Source organism: Burkholderia sp. 572, assembly GCF_040545135.1.
In the GTDB taxonomy this organism is placed as follows: Bacteria; Pseudomonadota; Gammaproteobacteria; order Burkholderiales; family Burkholderiaceae; genus Burkholderia; species Burkholderia cepacia.
In genome coordinates this window covers 14,639-39,488 of sequence record NZ_JBEPLH010000038.1, presented here as the reverse complement: position 1 = coordinate 39,488, position 24,850 = coordinate 14,639, and the positions used below count along the sequence as shown (strand labels likewise).

The 24,850-nt window shown below is 68.8% G+C and carries 23 protein-coding genes; 17 read left to right on the top strand and 6 right to left on the bottom strand.

Annotated elements, in window-relative coordinates; translation table 11 throughout:
* Positions 1–140: 140 nt before the first annotated feature.
* Both ABIC51_RS38630 and ABIC51_RS38625 read right to left on the bottom strand, forming a co-directional pair.
* Positions 141–998, bottom strand: a complete 858-nt coding sequence (locus tag ABIC51_RS38630; protein WP_175852406.1) for a tetratricopeptide repeat protein — start codon at positions 996–998, stop codon at positions 141–143.
* On the bottom strand, positions 995–3,064 hold the full coding sequence (locus tag ABIC51_RS38625; RefSeq protein WP_060199478.1) for a bifunctional 2',3'-cyclic-nucleotide 2'-phosphodiesterase/3'-nucleotidase: 2,070 nt from the start codon (positions 3,062–3,064) through the stop codon (positions 995–997). The genes ABIC51_RS38630 and ABIC51_RS38625 overlap by 4 nt, the downstream gene beginning before the upstream one ends.
* A gap of 302 nt (positions 3,065–3,366) precedes the next feature.
* Here ABIC51_RS38625 and ABIC51_RS38620 point away from each other — a divergent pair, with 302 nt between their 5' ends.
* The 10 genes from ABIC51_RS38620 to ABIC51_RS38575 all read left to right on the top strand — a co-directional run bounded on the left by ABIC51_RS38620 (position 3,367) and on the right by ABIC51_RS38575 (position 12,558).
* Positions 3,367–4,491: an MlaE family ABC transporter permease gene (locus tag ABIC51_RS38620; protein WP_027789023.1), complete on the top strand. Its 1,125-nt coding sequence runs from the start codon at positions 3,367–3,369 to the stop codon at positions 4,489–4,491.
* Positions 4,488–5,402 (top strand): ABC transporter ATP-binding protein, encoded by a 915-nt coding sequence (locus ABIC51_RS38615; protein WP_060083211.1) that lies wholly within the window; start codon positions 4,488–4,490, stop codon positions 5,400–5,402. Before ABIC51_RS38620 ends, ABIC51_RS38615 begins: the two co-directional genes overlap by 4 nt.
* A gap of 18 nt (positions 5,403–5,420) precedes the next feature.
* Entirely contained in the window at positions 5,421–6,350 is a 930-nt protein-coding gene (locus tag ABIC51_RS38610; RefSeq protein WP_059687446.1) for an MlaD family protein, read from the top strand.
* Positions 6,351–6,388: 38 nt separating this feature from the next.
* Complete coding sequence (locus tag ABIC51_RS38605) at positions 6,389–7,012, top strand: ABC-type transport auxiliary lipoprotein family protein (protein WP_146253641.1); 624 nt, start codon at positions 6,389–6,391, stop codon at positions 7,010–7,012.
* A 19-nt stretch (positions 7,013–7,031) separates the two neighbouring features.
* The gene (locus ABIC51_RS38600) at positions 7,032–8,183 is read left to right on the top strand and encodes a VanZ family protein (RefSeq protein ID WP_060199480.1); all 1,152 of its coding nucleotides are present in this window, start codon (positions 7,032–7,034) and stop codon (positions 8,181–8,183) included.
* A 317-nt stretch (positions 8,184–8,500) separates the two neighbouring features.
* Complete coding sequence (locus ABIC51_RS38595) at positions 8,501–8,818, top strand: (2Fe-2S) ferredoxin domain-containing protein (protein ID WP_011694422.1); 318 nt, start codon at positions 8,501–8,503, stop codon at positions 8,816–8,818.
* Positions 8,819–8,831: 13 nt separating this feature from the next.
* The gene (locus tag ABIC51_RS38590; protein ID WP_021157030.1) at positions 8,832–9,476 is read left to right on the top strand and encodes an alpha/beta hydrolase; all 645 of its coding nucleotides are present in this window, start codon (positions 8,832–8,834) and stop codon (positions 9,474–9,476) included.
* 488 nt (positions 9,477–9,964) lie between these two features.
* Positions 9,965–11,275, top strand: a complete 1,311-nt coding sequence (locus tag ABIC51_RS38585) for a D-alanyl-D-alanine carboxypeptidase family protein (RefSeq protein WP_021157031.1) — start codon at positions 9,965–9,967, stop codon at positions 11,273–11,275.
* 48 nt (positions 11,276–11,323) lie between these two features.
* A complete protein-coding gene (locus ABIC51_RS38580; protein ID WP_027789029.1) occupies positions 11,324–12,250 on the top strand; it encodes a D-amino acid aminotransferase in 927 nt (308 codons plus the stop codon).
* Positions 12,250–12,558, top strand: a complete 309-nt coding sequence (locus tag ABIC51_RS38575) for an HP0495 family protein (protein ID WP_011353335.1) — start codon at positions 12,250–12,252, stop codon at positions 12,556–12,558. Before ABIC51_RS38580 ends, ABIC51_RS38575 begins: the two co-directional genes overlap by 1 nt.
* Here the strand turns inward: ABIC51_RS38575 and ABIC51_RS38570 are convergent.
* Entirely contained in the window at positions 12,542–13,528 is a 987-nt protein-coding gene (locus ABIC51_RS38570; protein WP_027789030.1) for a transcriptional regulator GcvA, read from the bottom strand. The genes ABIC51_RS38575 and ABIC51_RS38570 overlap by 17 nt on opposite strands.
* 102 nt (positions 13,529–13,630) lie before the next feature.
* On the opposite strand from ABIC51_RS38570, the gene ABIC51_RS38565 reads away from it, so the two are divergent.
* The 3 genes from ABIC51_RS38565 to lipA all read left to right on the top strand — a co-directional run bounded on the left by ABIC51_RS38565 (position 13,631) and on the right by lipA (position 15,785).
* Positions 13,631–13,957, top strand: coding sequence for a DUF2917 domain-containing protein (locus ABIC51_RS38565; RefSeq protein WP_021157035.1), 327 nt, complete (start codon positions 13,631–13,633; stop codon positions 13,955–13,957).
* 84 nt (positions 13,958–14,041) lie between these two features.
* A complete protein-coding gene (lipB, locus tag ABIC51_RS38560; protein ID WP_021157036.1) occupies positions 14,042–14,800 on the top strand; it encodes a lipoyl(octanoyl) transferase LipB in 759 nt (252 codons plus the stop codon).
* Positions 14,793–15,785 (top strand): lipoyl synthase, encoded by a 993-nt coding sequence (gene lipA / locus ABIC51_RS38555; RefSeq protein WP_011886137.1) that lies wholly within the window; start codon positions 14,793–14,795, stop codon positions 15,783–15,785. Before lipB ends, lipA begins: the two co-directional genes overlap by 8 nt.
* Before the next feature lie 134 nt (positions 15,786–15,919).
* Here lipA and ABIC51_RS38550 read toward each other — a convergent pair whose 3' ends face one another.
* Positions 15,920–16,333 (bottom strand): hypothetical protein, encoded by a 414-nt coding sequence (locus tag ABIC51_RS38550; protein WP_080982185.1) that lies wholly within the window; start codon positions 16,331–16,333, stop codon positions 15,920–15,922.
* 328 nt (positions 16,334–16,661) lie between these two features.
* On the opposite strand from ABIC51_RS38550, the gene tauA reads away from it, so the two are divergent.
* The 3 genes from tauA to ABIC51_RS38535 are packed head-to-tail and all read left to right on the top strand — an operon-like array spanning position 16,662 to position 19,479.
* On the top strand, positions 16,662–17,678 hold the full coding sequence (gene tauA, locus ABIC51_RS38545) for a taurine ABC transporter substrate-binding protein (protein WP_175852408.1): 1,017 nt from the start codon (positions 16,662–16,664) through the stop codon (positions 17,676–17,678).
* 38 nt (positions 17,679–17,716) lie between these two features.
* Positions 17,717–18,514 (top strand): taurine ABC transporter ATP-binding protein, encoded by a 798-nt coding sequence (locus ABIC51_RS38540; protein WP_048023884.1) that lies wholly within the window; start codon positions 17,717–17,719, stop codon positions 18,512–18,514.
* Positions 18,514–19,479, top strand: coding sequence for an ABC transporter permease subunit (locus ABIC51_RS38535; RefSeq protein WP_175898302.1), 966 nt, complete (start codon positions 18,514–18,516; stop codon positions 19,477–19,479). The genes ABIC51_RS38540 and ABIC51_RS38535 overlap by 1 nt, the downstream gene beginning before the upstream one ends.
* A gap of 51 nt (positions 19,480–19,530) precedes the next feature.
* On the opposite strand, the gene ggt is transcribed toward ABIC51_RS38535, so the two are convergent.
* Together ggt and ABIC51_RS38525 are read right to left on the bottom strand one after the other, a co-directional pair.
* Positions 19,531–21,408 carry a gamma-glutamyltransferase gene (ggt, locus tag ABIC51_RS38530; protein WP_226127802.1) on the bottom strand — a complete coding sequence of 626 codons (1,878 nt, stop codon included), beginning with the start codon at positions 21,406–21,408 and terminating at the stop codon, positions 19,531–19,533.
* A 71-nt stretch (positions 21,409–21,479) separates the two neighbouring features.
* A complete protein-coding gene (locus tag ABIC51_RS38525) occupies positions 21,480–22,442 on the bottom strand; it encodes a LysR family transcriptional regulator (protein ID WP_226127804.1) in 963 nt (320 codons plus the stop codon).
* 250 nt (positions 22,443–22,692) lie between these two features.
* Here ABIC51_RS38525 and ABIC51_RS38520 point away from each other — a divergent pair, with 250 nt between their 5' ends.
* Positions 22,693–24,825 (top strand): 3-hydroxyacyl-CoA dehydrogenase NAD-binding domain-containing protein, encoded by a 2,133-nt coding sequence (locus ABIC51_RS38520; protein WP_060318561.1) that lies wholly within the window; start codon positions 22,693–22,695, stop codon positions 24,823–24,825.
* Positions 24,826–24,850: the final 25 nt, after the last annotated feature.

Sequence of the window (24,850 nt, the reverse complement as noted above, 5' to 3'; positions counted from 1 at the left end):
GCCGATCGACGGGGAGCGGCCGGGTGGCGGCAATGCAACAGGCCCGCACCCGCGCGCCGCGATCGATTCCGTTGCCGGATGATCGATGCGCGGAGCGTCGGGGCTTGCCCGTCAGGCAGCCGGTGCGATGCGGGTTCGCGTTACGGCGCGACGACCGGATGCTTCAGCGCATGCGCGGTCTCGATCCACTGCGCGTGGAATTCGTCCGCGTCGGGCTTGAGCCCGAGCTCGCCGTTGCGATAGGCCATCGCGAGCGTCTGCACGGCCTCCGGCAACTCGTGCTCGGCGGCCCGGCGATACAGCGCGAGCGCGCGTGCGTCGTCGCGCGGCACGCCGCTGCCGTCGCGGTACGCGTTCGCGAGCATGAAGTCCGCGGCCGGGATGTCCGCGCGCGACGCGACCTCGAACCAGTGCGCGGCCTGCACGGGATCGGCGGCGATCCCGTAGCCGCTGCGATAGATCAGCCCGAGGTAATACGCGGCGGCCGGGTCGCCTTGCGCGGCCGCTTCGCCGAGCAGCGTGCGGGCGCGTGCATAGTCCTTCGGCATGTCGCTGCTGCCGAGCAGCAACGCCTTGCCGAGCGCGAGCTGCGCCCGCCGGGCGGCCGGCGCGTCGGCCTTGCCGTTCGCCGTCGCGGCCGTTTCCAGCCAGCCGCGCCCCTCGTCGCGCAGCCCCGGTTCGCGCGCGTCGACGAGCGCGATGCCGAGCGCCGCCTGCGCGTCGCCCGAGCCGCGGCGCGCCAGCGTGCGCAACTGCGCGAGCGCGTGCGGCTCGGTGGCCTGCGTGACCATTGCCTGCCACTCGTCGAGCTGCGCGGCGCTCGGCGTGGAGCCGGCGCCGCGCAGGCCGGTCGCGGCGACGACGGCCGCGACGGTCACGGCCGCCGCCGCGAGCAGCGCGGCCGGCGGAAGTTTCGCGCGCAGCACGCGCCGCGCGGCAGCGGCGAGGCCGGATTCGGCCGGCCGCATCGTCCGGATCGGTTGCGTCGCGTGTCTCATTGCGTGAGGTCGATCTCGTAGGTGGCGAGGTTCTTGCCCGAGCCGTCGTCGGCCGCGACCTGCGTGATGCCGGTCAGGCCGGCCGCCGCCGCGTCGCCGAGGCGGTTCGGTGCGGACGCGAACTGCACGTGCGCGACCGAGCTCGCGAGCTTCGTGAAGCGCCAGCTGCGCTGCGCGCCGTCCGCCGTGCGCGTGATCGCGCCGCGCTTCTTGATGAACGCGATCAGCACGTCGCGGTTCGCATCGGGCGACGCGAAGATCGTCTTGCTGCCGTCGAGGCCCGGGAAGTTGCCGCCGCCGCTTGCGCGGTAGTTGTTGGTCGCGACGATGAACTGCGCGTTCGGGTCGATCGGCGCGCCCTTGTACGTCAGGTTCCTGATCCGGCTGCCGACCGGCTGCGTGACGTCGATTTCATAGGCGAGATCGGCCGACGTGAACATGTCGAAGTTGTAGCCGGGGAAGGTGCCGACGAGCGGCTGCACGGTCGCCTTGGTCGGGTCGATCCGGTTGAAGCGCTTCGCGGCGGTTTCGAGCCAGTTCTTCACGTCGGCGCCGCTGACCTTCACCGCATAGACGGTGTTCGGATACAGGTACAGGTCGGCCGCGTTGTTGATCGCGAGCGCGCCCGGTGCGACGTCGGTGTAGTCGGTGCCGCCGCCGAAGCCGCTCTTGAACGGCGCGCTGACCGACAGCACCGGCAGCGACGCGTATTGCGGCAGGTTCGCCTGCACGTAGGTCTTCACGTAGTCGGCCTGCGCCTCGTTGACGATCTGGATCGCACCCGGATCGCCGACATCGGCGAAGTACGAGTTCATCCGGTAGTCGGTCGAGCCGATCGGCGTCTTCACGTAGTCGATCGTCGCCTGGTGCTCGGCGGCGATCGCGGCGGAAACCGACGGATCGGCCGCCACGTAGCTCTTGTCGGCGTTCTGGATCGGCCGCGCCTCGACGGTCGTCTGCGACTTGTCGACGCTCCACGTCTTGCCGTCGAACTTCAGGCCGAGCTTGATCACGCCGAGGTGCTTGCCCCAGTAGTTGGCCATCACGGTCGGCACGCCGTTGACGGTGCCCTTGACCTTGTCGACGCCCGGCAGGTTGAACTGCGACACGGTGCTGTTCGCGTCCGGGAACACCTGGTGCGAGTGGCCGATCAGCATCGCGTCGATGCCGGTCACCTTCGACAGCCACCAGCTGCCGTTCTCCATCGTCGGCGAATACGCGGAATTGTCGAGGCCGCCGTGCGAGATCGCGACGACGAGATCGGCGCCCTTCGCGCGCATCTCCGGAATGTACTTCTCGGCCGCTTCCTTCAGGCCGGTCGTGTAGACCTTGCCGTCGAGCCAGCGCTTGTCCCAGTTCATGATCGCCGGCGGCGTGAAGCCGATGATGCCGATCTTCACGGGCGCGCTGACCGTCTTGCCGTCCGGCGTCGTGGCGGTCACGGTGCGGGTCAGGATCGTGTACGGCGTGAACAGCGGCGCGTTGGTCTTCGCGCTGATCACGTTCGCGAGCACCTGCGGGAAGTTCGGGCCCGCGCATTTCTTCTGCTGGGCCGGCGCCGGCAGGCCGTCGACCTCGAACGTGTTGCCGGTCACCTGCGACAGGTACGGCAGCCCGTAGTTGAATTCGTGGTTGCCGATCCCGCCGCCGTCGAATTTCGCGGCGTTCATCACCTTGTAGATCGCGAGCGTCTGGTCGCAGCCGACCGGTTTCACGAGCGCCTGGTAGTCGGACAGCGCGGTGCCCTGGATCGTGTCGCCGTTGTCGAGCAGCAGCGTGTTCGGGTACTGCTTGCGCGCCTGCGCGATCAGCGTCGACACGCGTTCGAAGCCGAGCGAATTGTCGGCGGCGAGCTTGAAATAGTCGTACGACAGCACGTTGGTGTGCAGGTCGGTCGTCTCGAGCAGGGCGAGCGTGGCCGTCGTGCCGACGGGCGCCTGGGCTGCCGGCGGCGTCGACGGCGGCGAGGTGACGTCGTCGCCGCCGCAGGCGGCGAGGATGAAGGCGAGGCTGGCGAGCGCGGCGATGGCCGGCACGCGACGGCGGGAAAGCAGGGGGAGACGCATCGGTTGTCCTGTTCGGTGTTCTGTTTTATGAAACGCGAGGTGCGCAACGATTGGCGGCGCGGGGCGCCGACGGCCTGATGTGCGGCGCGAGAGAGTATCGAAAGGAAACGTGACGGAAGAATGAAAGGTGGTGACGTCGGCATCGGGCGGCGAGCGGCGGCTTCCCCGCGCACGCGGGGGCGGGCGCCCGGCCGCCCCCGGCTGCGCGCCCCGAGCTCGCCGCCCGCACGGAAATCCTCACGTCGCGGCGCCGGGCGGTTCGCTACAATGGCCGCTGTCACCTTTTTGCAAACAACCCGCCCTTGGACTTCGAGACTCCTCCCGGCCTGTCGGTCGACGCCGGCGGCCAGGGCCAGACGGTGCGCCTGACCGGCCAGTGGACCGCGCTCTCGCTTGCACGCAATCGCGGCGCGGTGGCGCGCCGGGTCGCGAGCATCGCGTCCGGGCGCGTGAGCGAATGGGATCTGTCCGGCATCGAGCGGCTCGACCACGTCGGCGGCCAGGCGCTGTGGCGCGTGTGGGGCCGCAAGCTGCCGGACGGCGTCGCATTGAGCGCCACGCAGCGCACGATCTTCGAGCGCATCGAGCGGCTAGACAGCGAGCGCGAGGCGCCCGAGCGCGTCGTGCGCGTCGATCCCGTCACGCGGCTCGGCCAGGCGATCTTCCGGTTCGGCGAGCATCTGCAGGGCGGCATCGCGCTGTTCGGCCTCGTGATCCTCGATGCGCTGTCGGTGTTGCGCCGTCCGCAGACGATGCCGTGGAAGGAGACCTCCGCGAACATCTACAGCGCGGGCGCCCAGGCGCTGCCGATCACCGCGCTCGTCGCGTTCCTGATCGGCATCGTGCTCAGCTACCTGTCCGCGCAGCAGCTGCAGATGTTCGGCGCGAACCGCTACATCGTGAACATCCTCGGGCTGTCGGTGATCCGCGAGCTCGGCCCGGTGCTGTCGGCGATTCTCGTCGCGGGCCGCTCCGGCTCGGCGATCACCGCGCAGATCGGCGTGATGCGCGTGACCGAGGAGCTCGACGCGATGCGCGTGATGGGCATCCCGCACGGGCTGCGGCTGATCCTGCCGCGCGTGCTCGCGCTCGGCGTCGCGATGCCGCTGCTCGTGATGTGGACCAACATCATCGCGCTGACGGGCGGCGCGCTCGCCGCGAAGCTCGTGCTCGGGATCGACGTCAACTATTTCGTGCGCTCGCTGCCGGGCGTCGTGCCGATCGCGAACCTGTACATCGGGGTCGGCAAGGGCGTCGTGTTCGGCATGCTGATCGCGCTGGTCGCCTGCCATTTCGGCTTCCGGATCAAGGCGAACTCGCAGAGTCTCGGCGAAGGCACGACCACGTCGGTCGTGACGTCGATCACGGTCGTGATCCTCGCCGACGCGGTGTTCGCGATCCTGTTCCAGAACGTGGGGCTCGGATGAACGCATCGAACGAAACGACCGCGCACGCCGCGGCCATCGGTGCCGGGTCGGTCGGCGAGCGGCCGGCCGCGGCGGCCGATCCCGGCGATCTCGTGATCGAGGTGCGCAACCTGACCAAGCGCTACGGGCGCAACATCATTCACCAGAAGCTCGACTTCGACGTGCGGCGCGGCGAGATCGTGTCGATCGTCGGCGGCTCGGGCTCCGGCAAGACCACGCTCGTGCGGCAGATCCTCGGCCTCGAGCGGCCGACGTCGGGCACGATCAAGGTGTTCGGCGAGGATACGGCGACGATCGACGACGCGAGCGCGCGGATGATGCGCACGCGCTCCGGGATGCTGTTCCAGCAGGGCGCGCTGTTCTCGTCGATGACGGTGTTCGACAACGTCGCGCAGCCGCTGCGCGAGCTCGGCCGCGTGCCGCCGGACCTGCTGCACGACATCGTGATGCTCAAGCTCGAGATGGTCGGGCTGCCGTGCAAGCACGCGTCGAAGATGCCGGCCGCGCTGTCGGGCGGGATGGTCAAGCGGGTCGGCATCGCGCGCGCGATCGCGCTCGAGCCCGAGCTGCTGTTCCTCGACGAGCCGACGGCCGGCCTCGATCCGCAGGCGTCGGACGAATTCGTCGAGCTGATCGCGACGCTCCACCGCACGCTCGGGCTGACCGTCGTGATGGTGACGCACGATCTCGACACGATGGTCGCGCTGTCGACGCGCGTCGCGGTGCTGGCCGACCGCAAGGTGCTGGTCGCCGCGCCGGTGGAGGAGGCCGCGAACGTCGACCATCCGTTCATCCACGAATATTTCCTGGGGCTGCGCGGGCGCCGCGCATTGCAGGCGCTGCCGCCCGAGCGGCGCGCGAAGCTGCCGAAGGCGGCCCTCGAACCGGCGCTGTCGAGCGTCGAGCTGTAGGAACGAAGGAATCCGCGAATGGAAAACAAATCACATGCGTTCTGGGCCGGCCTGTTCACGATCGCGCTGACGCTCGCGATCGCGGGCACCGTGTTCTGGTTCAACGTCGACCGCACCGTGCGCGTGCCGTACGACCTGCTCGCGCGCACCAACGTGACGGGGCTGTTCCCGGACGCGGCCGTGCGCTTTCGCGGCCTCGACGTCGGCAAGGTGCAGTCGATCGGCTTCGACCGCGCGCACCCGGGGCAGATCCGGATCCGGATCCTCGTCGACCACGACGCGCCGATCACGCAGTCGACCTACGGCAGCCTCGGCTTCCAGGGCGTGACGGGGATCGCGTTCGTGCAGCTCGAGGACACGGGGCGCGACCTGGCGCCGCTGCCGTCGTCGCCGAAGGCGATCGCGCAGATCCCGATGCGGCCGAGCCTGTTCGACCAGATCCAGGAGCGCGGCGACGTGCTGCTGCGGCAGCTCGAACTGGCCGCGAAGAGCGCGAATGCGCTGATGTCGCCCGAGATGCGCGAGCAGTTGCGCGCGACCGCCGAAAGCCTGCAGCACGCGGCCGACGGTGCCGCCACGCTGACGAAGCAGCTCGGCCCGGCGGTCACCGCGCTGCCGGAAACGATGCACGAGGTGAATCGCGCGATGGCGTCGGCAAACACGCTGCTGCAGCCGAACGGGCCGCTCGTGTCGAACCTGAACAAGGCCGGCACGGCCGCCGAGCAGGTCGGCGTCGCGCTGAACGATCTCAACGCGCGCGTGCAGTACGACACGCTGCCGCGCTTCAACGCGCTGGCCGGCAGCGTCGGCGATGCGTCGCGGCAATTGAAGGACGTGGCCGGTGAACTTGGCCGCAACCCGCGCAGTCTGTTGTTCGGTTCGCCCGGCGCGGCGCCGGGGCCCGGCGAGCCGGGCTTCGTCTGGCCGGGCGCGACGGCCGGGCAGTGACACCCATCGAAACCGGAAACATCATGCAGGAACACGCCATGCCACGAATCCTTGACCGCGCGCTGCGTCCGGCCGCGGCCGCGCTTGCCGTGCTGACGCTGACGCTCGCGGCCGGCTGCGCCGGCAACAGCGCGGCGCTGTCGAATGTCCGCTACGACCTCGGGCCGGCCACGCAGGTCGCGACCGCGGGCTCGGCCCCCGCGCTGAAGGTGCTCGACGTCGTCGTGCCCGATGCGCTCGACTCCGACAAATTCGCGTACCGCCTCGCGTACGTGGACGCGCAGCACGTGGCCGTCTATCGCGACAGCCGCTGGACGGCACCGCCCGCACAACTGCTCACGCAGCGGCTGCGCGGCGCGCTGTCGTCGCGCGGCACGGTGCTCGAAGGGGCCGACGGCGTGCGCGCGCCGACCCTCAAGGTCGACCTGAACGAATTCGAGCAGGTGTTCGACGGCCAGTCGCAGAGCTACGGCGCCGTCACCGCGCGCGCGACGCTGATGCTGGACGGCAAGGTGCTCGGCCAGCGCACGTTCGTCGCGCGCGCGCCGTCTAGCACGCCCGACGCGGCGGGCGGCGCCCGCGCGCTCGCGGCGGCGAGCAACGAGCTCGTGTCGCAGATCGCCGCATGGGTCGGCGTCCAGGCGTACGCGGGCACGCCGTGACGCGTGCCGCGCAGCCGCGATGAGCGCGACCGGCACGCCTCGCGCATCGCCGCTCGCGCGACAGGCCTTTGCCGCTTACGCGGCGCTCATCGTCTATGCGTCTCTGTATCCGTTCGCAGGCTGGGTGTCGCTCGGCATCGGGCCGTTCGACTACCTGTTCGCGCCGATGCAGCGCTACGTGACCGCATTCGACGTCGTCACGAACGTGCTCGGCTACCTGCCGTTCGGCGCGCTCGGCGTGCTCGCGCTGCACCCGCGCTGGCGCGGCGTGGCCGCGACGCTGATCGTGGCCGGGCTCGGCGTGCTGCTGTCGGGCGCGATGGAAGCGCTGCAAACCTACCTGCCGGCGCGCGTCGCGTCGAATCTCGATCTCGCGGCCAACGCGCTCGGCGCGCTGCTGGGGGCGGCGCTCGTCGCGCCGGCCACCGGTGCGCTGCTCGATCGCGGCGCGCTGCGCCGGCTGCGCTTCGCGTGGTTCGAGGACGACGGTGCGACGCCGCTGCTGCTCGCCGGGCTGTGGCCGTTCGCGATCCTGTTCCCGTCGCCATTCCTGTTCGGCATCGGCGACTGGCCGGCCGCGCTGTGGGAGCGTGCCGACGCGTCGATGCAGGATGCGCTGCTCGCGTGGCTGCCGGCCACGTGGCGCGTGGGCGAATGGCCCGAGCGCGTCGACGGCTGGCTGTCCGACTCCGGGTGGGAGGCCGCGCTCGGCGGCCTGATGCTGTTCGCCGCGCTGGCGATCGCGTCGCTCGCGATGCGGCCGCGCGCACCGCGCATCCGGCTGCTGATCGCGCTCGTCGCCGCGACGCTCGTGCTGAAGGCGGCCGCGACCTTCATGCAGTCGGCCACCGGCCTCGTCGTCGTGTGGGCGACGCCCGGCGCGCGGCTCGGGATCGAGCTCGGCTTCGCGGCCGCGCTCGTCGCGCTGCACGTGCCGGCGACGTGGCGCGCGACGCTGGCGGCGCTCGCGCTGCTGGCCGGCGTGGCGCTCGTGAACCTGCTGCCCGTCAACCCGTTCTTCGACTTCACGCTGTCGGGCTGGCGGCAGGGCCGCTACGTGCACTTCAACAGCCTCGCACGCTGGCTCGCGTGGATCTGGCCCTACGCGGCGCTGATCTGGCTCGGCCAGCGCGTCGAGCACGCGTGGCTGCCGGCCGTGCTGCGCCGCTGACGCGAAGGCTGCGGCGGTTACGCCGCGATGGCCGCGGCGGTACCGCGGGCAGCGGCGTGCGCCCCTCGTTATAATCGTCCGCACGAGTGCAGTGTTCGGCACCAATCGGCACTTGTGTGCGGCGCCTTCGCCCCCGTGGCCGCGTTGCAAATCCTCGCGATGCCGCCAGGTATCGCTGCGGTTTGCGCGTTGCCGCGAGCACGAATCCGCCGGCACGCAAGCGCCGCCTGGCACCGAACACTACACGCCCGTTGCCCCGCGCAGCGGCAACCGCTCCTCTTTCCGCACGGCCTCGCGCCGGGCAGCTCGCCACCACCATGGATTCCTACTACCAGCACCACGTCTTCTTCTGCCTGAACCAGCGCGAACCGGGCGCCGAACGCCCGAGCTGCGCGCAATGCGACGCGCAGACCATGCAGGAATACGCGAAAAAGCGCGTGAAGGAGCTCGGCCTCGCGGGGCCCGGCAAGGTTCGCATCAACAAGGCCGGCTGCCTCGACCGCTGCGAGGAAGGGCCGGTGATGGTCGTGTATCCGGAAGGCACGTGGTACACGTACGTCGACCAGGCCGACATCGACGAGATCGTCGAATCGCACCTGCGCGACGGCAAGGTCGTCGACCGCCTGAAGATCTGAGCGGGCCGGCCGAATGAACGTTCATACGCAGAAATCGCTGATCGCGGGCCCGGTCGGGCAGATCGAAATCGCGGTCGACCTCCCCGATGCCGTGCGCGAAGGCGGCGCCGCGCCGCGCGGCATCGCGCTCGTCGCGCATCCGCATCCGCTGTTCGGCGGCACGATGGACAACAAGGTCGCACAAACGCTCGCGCGCACGCTCGTGCAGTTGAACTACGTGGTGTTTCGGTCGAACTTCCGCGGCGTCGGCGCGACCGAGGGCGTGCACGACAACGGCACCGGCGAGGCCGACGACCTGCTCGCGGTGCTCGCGCACATGCGCGCGCAGCCCGCGTACGCGGACCTGCCGCTCGTGCTCGCGGGCTTCTCGTTCGGCACCTTCGTGCTGTCGCACGTCGCGAAGCGGCTGCGCGACGCGGGCGAGACGATCGAACGGATGGTGTTCGTCGGCACGGCAGCGAGCCGCTGGCAGGTGGCCGACGTGCCCGAGAACACGCTCGTGATCCACGGCGAAACCGACGACACGGTGCCGATCGCGTCGGTGTACGACTGGGCGCGGCCGCAGGAACTGCCGGTCGTCGTGATCCCCGGCGCCGAGCATTTCCTGCATCGCAAGCTGCACGTGCTGAAACGCATCATCGTCGACGCCTGGCGCTAGCCGGCGCGCGGGCGGCCGGCGTGACGCCGGCGGCCCGCACGGTGTTGCATGCACGCGCTCCGGCCGGCGCCGGATGCGCGTTTCCCTTCTCGCGACATCGCGCCGCGGCGTGCGGCGCGACCCGACTTCTCCTTCGCCTGCGCACACCTTTCGCACACCTTCGCGTGCGATGACGCGCAGCTTGCCGGCACCCCGCGCCCGATGAAGATGGACGGCGATCCTGCGCCAGGTTCGCGAAAACGCGCTGCGCGGCCACGTATAATGGCCGGATTCCGCGTCGCCCGCGGCCCGGCTGGGCCCATGCGGCGCTCGTTTCGCCGCCTGTCCGCCCGCTCGCGACGGCCGCGAACCGAACGCGTCCGCACGAGTCCAACCGGCGCGTTTCGCGTCGCCCGACGATTTCGGGCGAGTGCCCGAAACGCCCGCCGCCTTGCCGTTCAACCCTGCGCGTTTCGCACCGCACTTTCTGCCATCAGCCTGAATCGATCATGCGTCTGTCTTCCCAAGGCCTCAAGTCCCTCGCTTCCTCCATCGCCTTCGGCACCGCCGCGCGCAACGTCGCGCTCGGCGTGATGCTGCCTGTCGCGCTCGCGTCGACGATCGTCGTTGCCGAGGCCAAGCCGGCCGCCAAGGCCAAGGCCGCGCATGCGGCGCCGGCCGCCGAGCAGTTCACCGGCGCGCCCGCGACCTACATGCCGGGCGCGGTGCCGCCGCCGGGCGTGAATGCGCGCTCGTGGGTGCTCGTCGATGCGACCAGCAACACGGTGCTCGCATCGGGCAATGCCGATGAACGCGTCGAGCCCGCATCGCTGACGAAGCTGATGACGGCGTACCTCGTGTTCGAGGCGCTCGACAAGAAGAAGATCTCGATGGAGCAGATCGTCACGCCGAGCGAAGCCGTGCGCCGCGTCGGCCGCGACGAGTCGCGCATGTTCATCGAGGCGAACAAGCCGGTGTCGGTGCACGACCTCGTGTACGGGATGATCATCCAGTCGGGCAACGACGCCGCGATCGCGCTGGCCGAACTGGTCGGCGGCAGCGAAGGGCAGTTCGTTACGATGATGAACGACGAGGCGGCGCGCCTCGGCATGAAGGGCACGCACTTCGCCGACGTGAACGGCATGCCCGACCCGAACCACTACACGACGGCCGGCGACCTCGCGAAGCTGTCCGCCCACCTGATCCGCGATTTTCCGCAGTACTACAGCATCTTCTCGGAGAAGGAATTCAAGTACAACAACATCCGCCAGGGCAACCGCAACCGCCTGCTGTGGCTGGATCCGACGGTCGACGGCCTGAAGACGGGCCATACGCAGGCGGCCGGCTACTGCCTGATCGCGTCGGCGAAGCGCGCGATCCCGGGTGTGGACGGCCAGCGCCGCCTGGTGTCGGTGATGATGGGCGAGCAGAAGGAAAGCGAGCGCACGCAGGACAGCATGAAGATGCTGAACTACGGCTACAGCGCGTTCGATTCGGTGCGCCTGTTCAAGGGCGGCCAGGCGATGTCGACGCCGCGCATCTACAAGGGCAAGGAAAACACCGTGCAGGTGGGCGTGAAGGGCGACCAGTGGGCGACCGTGCCGCGCGGCCTCGGCGACAAGGTCAAGACGGAAGTCGACGTCAACGCGCCGCTGATCGCGCCGCTCGCGGCAGGCCAGCAGGTCGGCACCGTGAAGATCGTCGCCGACGGCAAGACGCTGTCCGAATTCCCGGTCGTCGCACTGCAGGCCGTGCCGGAAGCGGGTATCTTCGGGCGTATCTGGGACTCGATCCTGCTGATGTTCAGCAAGAAGAAGTAAGCACGACGGGCCTTTGTTTTCACGACTTCATCCCCATCTGTCATAGCCATGAGCCAAGCCGAATTCGAACCGATCGTCTACCTCAGCGTGTCGTCGCAGGAGGAAATGGTGCCGCTGTCGGAAGCCCGTGTACCGGTGCTCGACCGCGGGTTCATCTTCGGCGATGGCGTGTATGAGGTTGTCCCCGTTTATGCGCACGACGGCGCGCACGTGCCGTTCCGGATCGAGCAGCATCTGGCGCGGCTCGAGCGCAGCCTGAAGAAGATCGGCATCGCCAGCCCGCACGACGACGCGGGCTGGCGCGCGCTGATCGAGCGCGTCGTCGCGGCGAATGCCGAAGGGCTCGGCGACGGCAACGCGCTCGTTTACCTGCAGGTGACGCGCGGCGTCGCGAAGCGCGGCCACGCGTTCCCGGCGAACGCGGTGCCGACGGTGTTCGTGATGACGAGCCCGCTGCGCCTGCCGTCCGCCGACGAACGCGCGCAGGGCGTGCGCTGCGTGACGGCCGAGGATCGCCGCTGGCTGCATTGCGACATCAAGTCGATCTCGCTGCTCGGCAACGTGCTGATGGCGCAGCATGCGGCCGAACGCGATGCGTTCGAGACGCTGCAACTGCGCGACGGCAACCTGACGGAAGGTTCGTCGTCGAACGTGTGGATCGTGAAGAACGGCGAGCTGCTCGCGCCGCCGCGCAGCAACAAGATCCTCGAAGGGATCCGCTACGCGCTGATCGAGGAGCTGGCCGACGAATGCAAGATCCCGTTCGTCGCGCGCGAGATCAGCGAAGTCGAATTGCGCGCGGCCGACGAGATCATGATCACGTCGGCCACGAAGGAAGTGCTGCCCGTCACGTCGCTCGACGATCTGCCCGTCCATGGCGGCAAGCCGGGCCCCGTATTCGCGGCGTTGTATGACGCGTACCAGCGTGCGAAGGCACGCGAGTTTGAACAGTTTGACCTAACCCGGAGAAAATGATGAGCGAACCGACCAAAACCATCGAGGTGACCGGCGCGATCGATACCCGGAAGGAGTCGCTGCTGGAGTTTCCGTGCGATTTCCCGATCAAGATCATGGGCAAGGCGCACCCCGAGTTCAAGGACACGATCTTCAAGGTCGTGGCCGTTCACGACAACGAGATCGACGTCGAGAAGATCGAGGAGCGCGCGTCGAGCGGCGGCAATTACACGGGCCTCACGATCACCGTGCGGGCGACCAGCCAGGAACAGCTCGACAACATCTACCGCGCACTGACCGGCCATCCGATGGTCAAGGTCGTACTTTAAGCGCCTTCCATCCTCCTTCCTGCGCGCACTCGGCGGGGGTCTTCCCCGCCGCGCGCCGCGCGTCCAGCTCGTCGCACAGCCGCTTGTATTCGGCGACTTCCTCAAGCAGCCAGGTCCTGAACGCCTGCACGCGCGGCGCGTTCAGCAGCGGCGGCGGACACACGAAAAAATAGTGCCACGGGCTCGGCCCGTCGATGTCGAACAGGCGCACGATGCGCCCGTCGAGCAGGTCGTGCACCGCGAGCGAGCGGCGCACGAGCGCGATGCCCTGGCCGTCGATCGCGGCCAGCAGCAGGTTCGACGAATCCTGGTACAGAATCCCCCGTTTCGGCTCGGTCAGCGTCTTGAGTCCGGCCGCGTCGAACCACGGCCGCCACAGCTCGTCGTCCGAGCGCAGCAGGTTGTAGTGCGCGAGATCGGCGGGCGTTTGCGGCAGCTTGCCGCCGTTCAGCGTCGGCGCGCATGCCGGAAAGAACACTTCGTCGAACAGCGGCTCGACATGCAGCCCCGGATAACTGCCGTGGCCGAAGCGGATCGCGAGATCGACGTCGTCGCGCGCGAAATCGGTGAGCGAGTTGGTCGACTGGAGCTCGACGTCGATTTCCGGATGCCGTTCGATGAACGAGCCGATGCGTGGCGTGATGAAGCGCGCGGCGAACGACGACAGCATCGACACCACGAGCCGCCGGTCGCGGTCGCTCGCGCGCACGTCGCGCGTCGCGTCGGCGATGACCATCAGCGCGGTGCGGATCTGCTGCGCGTAGCGCATGCCGGCGTCGGTCAGGCACAGCCGCTTGCCGTTGCGCGTGAACAGCTGCACGCCGAGCTCTTCCTCGAGCGCGCGCACCTGGTGGCTGACCGCGCCGTGCGTGACGTACAGCTCGTCGGCGGCGCGCGAGAAATTCTCGTGACGGGCGGCGGCTTCGAACGCGCGAATCGCGTTCAGCGCAGGCAGCTGGCGGAGGTCCATTTGCTAATTTTCCTCACATCGACGTGAAAATTGGTCGTTTTGTCGGACGCCTTGAAGTGACTACGATTGTAGCCATCGAAGCACTTATTGGCGGAGTCGATCATGCAAGAAATTTCTTCAAGCATCACGTTCGAAATCCCGGTGGGCGAAACCGTGCCGTTGAAGGTACAACGCAGCACGCGGCTGGTGGTGCAGTGCGGGCCGGTGTGGGCGACACGCAGCAACGACGTCGACGATTACTTCCTGGTCGACGGCGAGACGCTGAAGCTGCGCCGCGGCGAGCGGCTGTGGCTCAGCGCGGAAGGCCGGGAGGGCGCGCGCGTGGCGTTCTCGGTGTCGCGGCCGCCCCGGGAAGTCGCGCTCGGCGGGCTGGCACGGCTGCGCGAACGCGTGAGCGCGCTGCTCCACGACGGATGGCGCACCGTCTGACCATCATTTCCTCCGACGGATACCGGCGATCCGTCCCTCCTCCGAGGCCGGCGAGACCGACGGGTTTTCGGTAAACTACCGCCCATGTCCGTTTCGCCGGTTTCCATCGTGTCCACGCCTGTTGCCGTTTCCGCATCGCCCGCCGGGTCCCCGGATCAGCCGGCCCCGCCGGTCACCGTGCGGTGGCGGGGCGTCGAGACTTACGAGACGAGCTTCGACGCGATGCGCGCGTTCACCGACACGCGCACGGCCGATACCGGCGACGAGATCTGGCTGGTCGAGCATCCGCCCGTCTACACGCTCGGCCAGGCCGGCGACCCGGCCCACCTGCTGGTGGCCGACAGCGGCGTGCCGCTCGTGAAGGTCGACCGCGGCGGGCAGATCACCTACCACGGCCCCGGCCAGATCGTCGCCTACCTGCTGCTGGACCTGCGCCGGCGCAAGCTGATGGTGCGCACGCTCGTGACGAAGATCGAGGAGGCCGTGATCGAAACCCTCGCGGCGTATAATCTCGCTTCGGTCCGCAAGGCGGGCGCGCCCGGGATCTACGTGGCGTCCGGCGTGCACGAGGGCGCGAAAATCGCGGCCCTCGGCCTGAAGATCCGCAACGGCTGCAGCTATCACGGGCTGAGCCTGAACGTGAAGATGGATCTGCGCCCGTTTCTTGCGATCAACCCGTGCGGCTATGCCGGACTGGAAACTGTCGACATGGCGAGCCTCGAGGTTGCCGCCGACTGGAACGACGTCGCCCATACGCTGGTGCGCCGTCTGATCGCCAACCTCGACGGCGCATCCGCGGCCGCCGACAAGCCGCAGGCACTGGAACAACATTCGAATGACTGACGTTACCGCTTCCCCCGCACCGGCCGATCCGGCCGCGACCCCTGCCTACGATCCGACCGCCAAGCAGAAGGCGCAGGCGAAGACGGCGCGCATCCCGATCAAGGTCATTCCGATCGAAAAGCTGAAGAAGCCCGAGTGGATCCGCGTGAAGGCGGCTACCGGCAGCTCGCGCTTCAACGAGATCAAGACGATCCTGCGCGAGCACAACCTGCATACGGTGTGCGAGGAAGCGAGCTGCCCGAACATCGGCGAATGCTTCGGCAAGGGCACCGCGACGTTCATGATCATGGGCGACAAGTGCACGCGCCGCTGCCCGTTCTGCGACGTCGGCCACGGCCGTCCCGATCCGCTCGACGCGGATGAACCGAAGAACCTCGCGCGCACGATCGCCGCGCTGAAGCTCAAGTACGTGGTGATCACGAGCGTCGACCGCGACGACCTGCGCGACGGCGGCGCCGCCCACTTCGTCGAGTGCATCCGCGAAACGCGCGCGCAGTCGCCGGACACGCGCATCGAGATCCTGACGCCGGACTTCCGCGGCCGTCTCGACCGCGCGATCTCGATCCTGAACGCCGCGCCGCCGGACGTGATGAACCACAACCTCGAAACGGTGCCGCGCCTGTACAAGGAAGCGCGCCCGGGTTCGGACTACGCGCACTCGCTGAAGCTCCTGAAGGACTTCAAGGCGCTGCATCCGGACGTCGCGACGAAGTCGGGCCTGATGGTCGGCCTCGGCGAGACCGAAGAGGAAATCCTGCAGGTGATGCGCGACCTGCGCGCGCACGACGTCGACATGCTGACGATCGGCCAGTACCTGCAGCCGTCGGAGCACCACCTGCCGGTGCGCGCGTATGTGCATCCCGATACGTTCAAGATGTACGAGGAAGAGGCGTACAAGATGGGCTTCACGCACGCGGCCGTCGGCGCGATGGTGCGGTCGAGCTATCACGCCGACCTGCAGGCGCATGGGGCGGGGGTGGTCTGAGCGTCGCGTTCGCGCGGCAGTCTCATGCAGTCGAAAAAAGCCCGCAGCGATGCGGGCTTTTTTGCTTTTTGTCCGGAGATATGGCGAAGCCGCGGTTTTCGAATCAAGCGATCGAAACATGCGTCCGCCTATGTTTATCCGGGCTCTAATTGATCCGTCGTCACCCAGCCTTGGCATTTCTTCTCTTCATAACAAAGCGCGGCAATCTGCCACCGATCGTCGCTGATTATCCATAGCTCCAGGAAATCAAACCGGCTAAGTATCCTTCCGCCACGTTGCATCGAGCCAGTTCCTGAAATCGATGCCCAAAGCCGGCCTTCTTCGAATTCCGTGATCTCATCACGAACATGCAACGCAAAACCGCGCCAAGTTTTTTCGGACAGGTGCCGTTGTATAGACGATATTTGTTGGAGCCTGGTTAGTATCCGGTTTCCTCGCTTGACGAAGAAATGAGGGCTCTCTACAAAATTTAGTTGATCAATGTCGCCGTTCACGTAGGCATCGATCCAGACATCCCTCATTTCCAGTAAGCCGTACTTGGTATTCATGGAGCTCTATTGGATGGTAATTGAGGAGGCGATCCTCCCGGTTCGATATGGAAAACTAACGTTCTCTTTGGCGAATTGATATGGGACTTGTATGAAATGTTGCACGCTTGAAGGAGCGTGCAGGATTCCAGCGGGTGGTCAAGGGAGAACGGTGAGGGCATGTTTTCATGCGCCAATTGCTGCTCGATCGTCACCTCCATTCACTCGAGCATGGAAAGCAAAGCTGAAACAGCATCGATAGCTTCGCAGGATAAGTTCGCTCCCGCCGCGCGCAAAGCTCCTATAGTCGGCTCTCCCGCAGCAATGCCCGCATTCGAAGGAGAGCCGCATGTCCCGTTTCAGCTTCATCCGCCGCGCCGTCGTCGCGCTGACCGCCTTTGTCGCGCTGGGCGCGGCGCACGCCGAATCGCGCGAAGTCGTGATCGCGTACCAGGACATGGTCGTGCCGTGGCGCTATGCGCAGGCGAGCGGTGAAGTCGAAAAGGCGACCGGCTACAAGGTCACATTCCGCAAGCTCGACAGCGGCGCCGACGTGATCCGTGCGCTCGCATCGGGCTCCGTGCAGCTCGGCGAAGCCGGCTCGAGCCCGATCGCGGCCGGGCTGTCGCAGGGGCTCGACATCTCGCTGTTCTGGGTGCTCGACAACATCAACGACGCCGAGGCGCTCGTCGCGCGCAACGGTTCGGGCGTCACCAACATCGCCGCGCTGAAGGGCAAGAAGATCGGCGTGCCGTTCGTGTCGACGTCGCATTTCCATACGCTCGTCGCGCTGCAGGCCGCGGGCGTCAATCCGAACGACGTGAAGATCGTCAACCTGCGTCCGCCCGAAGTCGCGGCTGCGTGGGCGCGCGGCGACATCGACGCGACCTACATCTGGGATCCGGTGCTCGCGAAGGTCAAGCAGTCGGGCACCGTGCTCACGACGTCGGGCCAGGTTGCGAAGGAAAGCGGCAAGGCGACCTTCGACGGCTTCGTCGTGAGCCGCAAGTTCGCGCGCGAGAACCCCGAGTTCGTCACGCGCTTCGTGAAGGTGCTCGCGGCCGCCGATGCCGACTATCGCGCGCACGCTGCCGCATGGAAGGTCGGCTCGCCGCAGGTCGCGGCGGTCGCGAAGGTGTCGGGCGCGAACGCGCAGGACGTACCGGCCAGCCTCGCGCTCTACGCGTTCCCGACGCCGGCCGAGCAGGCGTCGCCGACGTGGCTCGGCGGCGGCGCGCAATCGGGCGCCGCGAAATCGCTCGCGGCCACGGCCACGTTCCTCAAATCGCAGGGCACGATCCAGACGGTGCTCGCCGACTACTCGGCCGGCGTCGATCCGCAGTTCGTGCAGAAGGCGGCGCGCTGAGCGCGGCCACTCAGCCCACCCGTCGCGGAGTCCTGAACATGAGCACGCTGGAAGTCCGTCAGGTATCGGTCGACTATCCGGGCGAACGCGGCCGGCCGACGACGCAGGCGCTCGCGCGCGTCGACCTGCGCATCGAGGCCGGTGAATTCGTCGTCGCGCTCGGCGCGTCCGGTTGCGGCAAGACGACGCTGCTGAACTGCATGGCCGGCTTCGTCGCGCCGACGACGGGCGACGTGCGCGTCGACGGCGTCCCGGTCACGGGCCCCGGCGCCGATCGCGGTGTCGTGTTCCAGAAATACGCGCTGCTGCCGTGGCTCGACGTGCTCGACAACGTCGCGCTCGGGCTGCGCTTCGCACGCGTGTCGAAGGCCGAACGCGAAGCGCGGGCGCGGGAGATGCTCGCGCTCGTCGGGCTCGACAGGCATGCGCATGCGCGCGTGTACGAGCTGTCGGGCGGGATGCAGCAGCGCGTCGGCATCGCGCGCGCGCTCGCGAGCGACCCGCGCGTGCTGCTGATGGACGAGCCGATGGGCGCGCTCGACGCGATGACGCGCGGCACGATGCAGGCGCTCGTGCTCGACGTATGGGCACGCACCGGCAAGACGGTGTTCTTCATTACGCACGATGTCGAGGAGGCGCTGTTTCTCGCGACGCGCCTCGTCGTCATGACGCCCGGCCCCGGCCGGATCGCGGAAACCTTCGAACTGCCGTTCGCGCGCCGCTACGTCGAATCGCGCGATGCGCGCGCGGTGAAGTCTTCACCGGATTTCATCGCATGGCGCGAACGGCTGATCGCGTACCTGCATCGCGACGAGGCCGCCGAGGCGGCGGCGTGATGCACGAACTCGCGCGACAGGGCGCGTCGGTCGGACGCGGTCGGATCAGCACCTTGCACAGGCAGGACAGCATGAGCACGCAGGATTCTTGGGCGGCCGATCGCACGGCCGCGAAGCCCGGGCAGGATCAACGCGCGACGCAACGGCGTCACGCGGCGCGTCCGGCTCGCGCATCGCAGCGCTACCGGCTGCCGGGGCAGGGGAAGACGGCCGGGCTGAGCGCGGCGACGGTCGCGGCACTGGCACTGCTGTGGTGGGTCGCGACCCATCGCCAGTGGCTGCCGCCGCTGTTCCTGCCCGCGCCGGAAGCCGTGTGGACGGCATTCGTCGACGCATGGCACGGCCGCATCCAGGGCGGCCTGCCGTTGTCCGAGCATTTGTTGTGGAGCGCCGCGCGCGTGTTCGGCGCGTTCCTGCTCGCGACCGCGATCGGCGTGCCGGCCGGCATCCTGATGGGCGTGAGCCGCATCGCGCGCGGCGTGCTCGATCCGCTGCTGGAGTTCTACCGGCCGCTGCCGCCGCTCGCGTACCTGCCGCTCGTCGTGATCTGGTTCGGCATCGACGAAACGGCGAAGCTCGTCGTGATCTTCCTCGCGTGCTTCGCGCCGATCGCGATGGCGGCCCGCGCCGGCGTGCGCGCGGCGACGGTCGAGCAGATCAACGCCGCGTATTCGCTCGGCGGCAGCTTCGCGCAGATCGTGCGCCACGTGGTGCTGCCGGCCGCGCTGCCGGAGATCCTCACCGGGCTGCGGATCGCGATCGGCTTCGGCTGGACGACGCTCGTCGCGGCCGAGATGGTCGCCGCGACAGCCGGGCTCGGGCAGATGGTGCTCAACGCATCGAGCTTCCTGCGCACCGATATCGTCGTGATGGGCATCCTGATCATCGGCGCGATCGCTTGGCTGTTCGACCTCGCGATGCGGTGGGTCGAGCGGCGGATCGTGCCGTGGAAGGGAAGGGGCTGACGCCACGCAGGCGCGCGGGCGACGTCCGCGTGCCGCCACGGCCCGCCACCCTCACTCTCCCATCGCGATCCCTTCCCGCCGCGGATCCGCCCCGCCGAACCACACCGTCTGCCCCTGCACGTTCAGCCGCTGGATTCCCTGCAGCCCCGAGTTCATCTCGACCACCCGCACGTCGTGCCCGCGGCCCTTCAGCCCGTCGGCGAGCGCATCGGACACGCGGCCGCGTTCGAGTTGCGTCGGCCCGTTCATCGACCCGAAGTTCGGCAGCGCGATCGCCTGCTGCATCGTCATCCCCCAGTCGAGCACGCCGACCAGCGTCTTCGCGACGTGATTGATGATCGCGGGGCCGCCGGCCGAGCCGACGATCATCGTCACCTGCTTCGTCTTCTTGTCGAACACGAGCTCCGGCGACATCGCCGAGCGCGGCCGCTTGCCGGGCTGCACGCGGTTCGCGACCGGCCGGCCGTTGTCGTTCGACACGAACGAGAAATCGGTGAGCTGGTTGTTCAGCATGAAGCCGCGCACCATCAGCCGCGATCCGAACGCATCCTCGATGCTCGTCGTCATCGACAGCGCCTGGCCGTAGCGGTCGACGATCGCGATGTCGGACGTCGACGGCAACTCGGGGCTGCGGTCGTCGGCCATCGCGAGCGTCGCGCCCTGCGGCGTGCCGGCCTGCGCGACGCCCATGCTGCTGTCGCCGATCAGGTGCGCGCGCTGCGCGAGATAGGTCTTGTCGGTGAGGCTCGCCCAGCTGCCGCCCGGCAGCGGCACGAAATCGGGATCGGCGACATAGCGCGCGCGGTCCGCATACGCGAGCCGCCCGGCTTCGCTGAACAGGTGCGCGGCGAACGGCGTCGGCTCGTAGCCAACGTCGTTGCGCACCGGCTTCTGCGCGCCGATCTGCTGCCAGTCGGGCATCGCTTCGAGGATGCCGAGCATCTGCGCGATCGCGAGGCCGCCCGACGACGGCGGCGGCATCCCGCACACCACCGAGCGCCGGTAATCCGCGCACAGCGGCGCGCGCACCTTCGCCTTGTAGCGCGCGAGATCCTGGAGCGACAGCAGGCCCGGGTTGGTCGGGTGCCTGCGCACCTTCGTGACGATGTCGCGCGCGATCGCGCCGCTGTAGAACGCGTTCGCGCCGCGGTCGGCGACTTGCCGCAGCACGGTCGCGAGCGCGGGGTTCTTCAGCACCGTGCCGGCCGCCTTCGGCGTGCCGTCCGGGTTGTAGAAGTACGCGCGCGCGGCCGGGTCGTTCTTCAGGTACTTGTCGTTGGCGATCAGCGTCGCGAGCCGCGGGCTGATCGTGAAGCCGCGCTCGGCGAGCCGGATCGCCGGCTGGAACAGCCGGCGCCACGGCAGCTTGCCGTGTGCGCGGTGCGCGGCGTCGAGCATGCGCAGCACGCCCGGCGTGCCGACCGAGCGCCCGCCGACGACACCTTCGTAGAAGCTCATCGGCTGGCCGGTCGGCCCGTAGAACAGGCGGTCGGTCGCGGCGGCCGGCGCGGTTTCGCGGCCGTCGTACGCCTGCGTCGCCTTGCCGTCGAAGTACAGCATGAATGCGCCGCCGCCGATTCCCGACGATTGCGGCTCGACGAGCGCGAGCACCATCTGCGTGGCGATCGCCGCGTCGATCGCGGTGCCGCCCGCCTTCAGCATGTCGTAGCCGGCCTGCGTCGCGAGCGGATTCGCGGCCGCGATCATGAAGTGCTGCGAGGTCCAGCCCGGCTTGTCGGTCCAGCCGGACGACAGCTCGGGCGCATGGACGCCGGGCAGCGGCACGGCGGCGCCCGATGCGGCGGCGACGGGCACCACCGCGCCCGACGGCGGCGTGGACGGGGACGTGCAGCCGGCGTTGAACGCGACGAGCGCGACGGCGGCGAGCAGCGTCCAGGAGCGCGAATGCGGACGAATCCGGTCGGACATTGAACCCTCGGCAGCAGTGAATTCGAAGGAGGCGACGATGCCGGCGCAACGCGGCTGCCCGCCCCGGCGCGCTATTGTCGCCGCGCGGCCGGCGGGTTGTCACCCGACAGGAAACCCTGACGCATCGCGCCGGGCCCGCCCCGGCCGGTCTTTCCGGCCTGTTCGAGGATGAACTCTATGAACGTCGACGTCGCGCGCGTGTGGTGCCGGTTCGGCATGTAGAGCATGTACATGTGCGTGCCGAAGATGCTGAGCCGGTACGCGTCGAGCGACGTGACGACCGTGCCGCGCTGGATGTCGTCCTGCACCACGTAGTCGGGCACGATGCCGACGCCGATCCCGCCGAGGATCGCCTGCCGCAGGAACAGGAAGTTCTCCGAAATCAGCGTGGGCTCAAGCAGCACCTCGTGGCGCTCGTCGCCGAGATACGCGGCGATCCTGAGCTGCCGGCCCATCACCGTCGCGGTGACGACGGGGGAGGCCGACAACGCGCCGAGGCTCGCCGGCATCCCGTGCTCGGCCGCGAACGCGGCCGATGCGCACGCGACGTAGCGCACCGCGCCCATGTCGCGCGCGACGAGGTTCTGCGGCGGCTCGGGCATCACGCGCACCGCGATGTCGATTTCGTCGCGCATCAGGTCTTCCACGCGGTTCTCGAACACGACGTCGAGCACGATGCCCGGATGCAGCCGCTTGAACGCGAGCAGCCAGTCGGACATCACCATCTGCCCGTAGCCGCTCGGCACCGACAGCCGCACGCGGCCCTGGAGGTCCTGGCCGAGCGTCGTCACCGATTCCTGCGCGGCGAGCAGTTCGTTGCGGATGCGCCGCCCGTGCTCGTACAGCTTCAGCCCGATTTCGGTCGGCTCGATGCGCCGCGTCGTGCGCCGCACGAGCTGCTGGCCGATCGAGCGCTCGAGCTGGTTCAGCCGGTAGCTGACGTTCGCGCGGCTCATCTTGAGCCGCTGCGCGGCCTTGCTGAGATTGCCGGCGTCGAGGATCTCGACGAGCAGCGTCAGCGCGTTCAGGTCCATGCGTCGCGTCTCCTGATCCGTCCCGTTTAACGGTCGGAAAGCATTCAGTGTCAAGGCAGACTTGACAGCTTGTAAAAGCGGGAGGGAATTGTCAATGAATCTCGATCAATCGAGAATCGGGTCATGCCCGGCGTACGGCCGGATCTTGTCCCGCTTCGTGCGGGACCGGGGCAGGCGCCCCGGCGCCGCTCGCGTGGCCGCGAGCCACGAACCGGCGTCGACGCGCCTGCCGCCGCGTCAAGGAGACACGATGAACTCACCCGCTTCCCCCACCGGCCCGGCCGGCACCGTCACGCGCGAGCGGCGCGACAAGGTGCTCGTCGTCACGATCGACCATGCGCCCGTCAACGCGCTGTCCGCCGACGTGCGGCGCGGCCTCGCCGACGCGCTCGACGCCGCGCAGGCCGACGACGCGATCCGCGCGGTGCTGATCGTCGGCGCCGGCCGCAACTTCATCGCGGGCGCCGATATCCGCGAATTCGGCAAGCCGCCCGTGCCGCCGTCGCTGCCCGACGTGTGCGAGCGGATCGAGTCCAGCGCGAAGCCGGTCGTGGTCGCGCTGCACGGCGCGACGCTCGGCGGCGGCCTCGAAGTCGCGCTCGCCGCGCATTACCGGCTCGCGGTGCCCGGCGCGAAGCTCGGGCTGCCCGAAGTCACGCTCGGCCTGCTGCCCGGCGCGGGCGGCACGCAGCGCGCACCGCGCCTGATCGGCGCGAAGGCCGCGCTCGACCTGATGCTGACGGGCCGCCACGCGAGCGCGGACGAAGCGCTCGCGCTCGGCCTCGTCGACCGCGTCGCACACAGCGACGACACGCTCGCCGAAGGCCTCGCCTACGCGCAGGAACTCGTGTCGCTCGGCGCACCGGTGCGCCGCACGCGCGACGCGCAGGGGCTGGCCGACCGCGCGGCCGCGCAGGCCGCGATCGACGCGGCACGGGCCGATCTGCCGAAGAAGTCGCGTGGCCTTTTCTCGCCCGCGAAGATCGTCGACGCGGTCGAGGCCGCGCTCACGCAGTCGTTCGACGCGGGGATGAAGCTCGAACGCAGCCTGTTCCTGCAGTGCATCGACAGCCCGCAGCGCGCGGGCCTCGTGCACGCCTTCTTCGCGGAGCGTGAAGCGGCGAAGGTGCCCGAGGCACGTCGCGCGAGCGCGCGGCCGGTCGAGCGAATCGGCGTGGTCGGCGGCGGCACGATGGGCGCGGGCATCGCGGTCGCGGCGCTCGATGCCGGGCTGCCGGTGACGATGATCGAACGCGACGAAGCGTCGCTCGCGCGCGGCCGCGCGCACGTCGAGAAGGTGTACGACGGCCTCGTCGCGAAAGGGCGGATGACGCCGGCCGCGCACGCCGCGCGGCTCGCGCGTTTCAAGGGCAGCACGTCGTACGACGCGCTCGCCCAGGCCGACGTCGTGATCGAGGCCGTGTTCGAGGACATGGCCGTGAAAAAGGCCGTGTTCGCCGAACTCGCGCGCGCGTGCAAGCCGGGTGCGGTGCTCGCGACCAACACGTCGTATCTCGACATCGACGAGATCGCCGCGAGCATCGACCGGCCGGCCGACGTGATCGGCCTGCATTTCTTCTCGCCGGCCAACGTGATGAAGCTGCTCGAGATCGTCGTGCCGGCGCGCGTGAGCGCTGAAGTGGTCGCGACCGCGTTCGCGCTCGCGAAGCAGTTGAAGAAGACGCCGGTGCGCGCCGGCGTGTGCGACGGCTTCATCGGCAACCGGATCCTCGCCGTCTATCGCACGGCGGCCGACTACCTGATGGAAGACGGCGCGTCACCGTACCAGATCGACCGCGCGGTGCGCGAATTCGGCTTCCCGATGGGGCCGTTCCAGGTCGTCGACCTCGCCGGCGGCGACATCGGCTGGGCGACCCGCAAGCGCCGCGCGGCGACGCGCGACCCGCGCGCGCGCTACGTGGAGATTTCCGACCGGCTGTGCGAGCGCGGCTGGTTCGGGCAGAAGACGGCGCGCGGCTACTACCTGTATCCGGACGGCGCGCGCGTCGGCACGCCGGACCCGGAAGTCGAGGCGATCGTCGCGCAAGAGCGCGCGAAGAAGGGCATCGCGCCGCGCACGTTTACCCACGACGAGATCATGCGCCGCTACCTCGCGGCGATGATCAACGAAGGCGCGAACGTCGTGCACGAGAAGATCGCGCTGCGCCCGCTCGACGTCGACGCGGTGTTCCTGTACGGCTACGGCTTCCCGCGTTATCGCGGCGGCCCGATGCATTACGCGGACACGGTCGGCCTCGCGAACGTGCTCGCCGATATCCGCGCGTTCGCGAAGGAAGATCCGCTGTTCTGGAAGCCGTCGCCGCTGCTCGTCGATCTCGTCGCGCGCGGCGCGGATTTCGCGAGCCTGAACCGCCTCGACTGAACGCCAACCGCATTCGCCACGGACT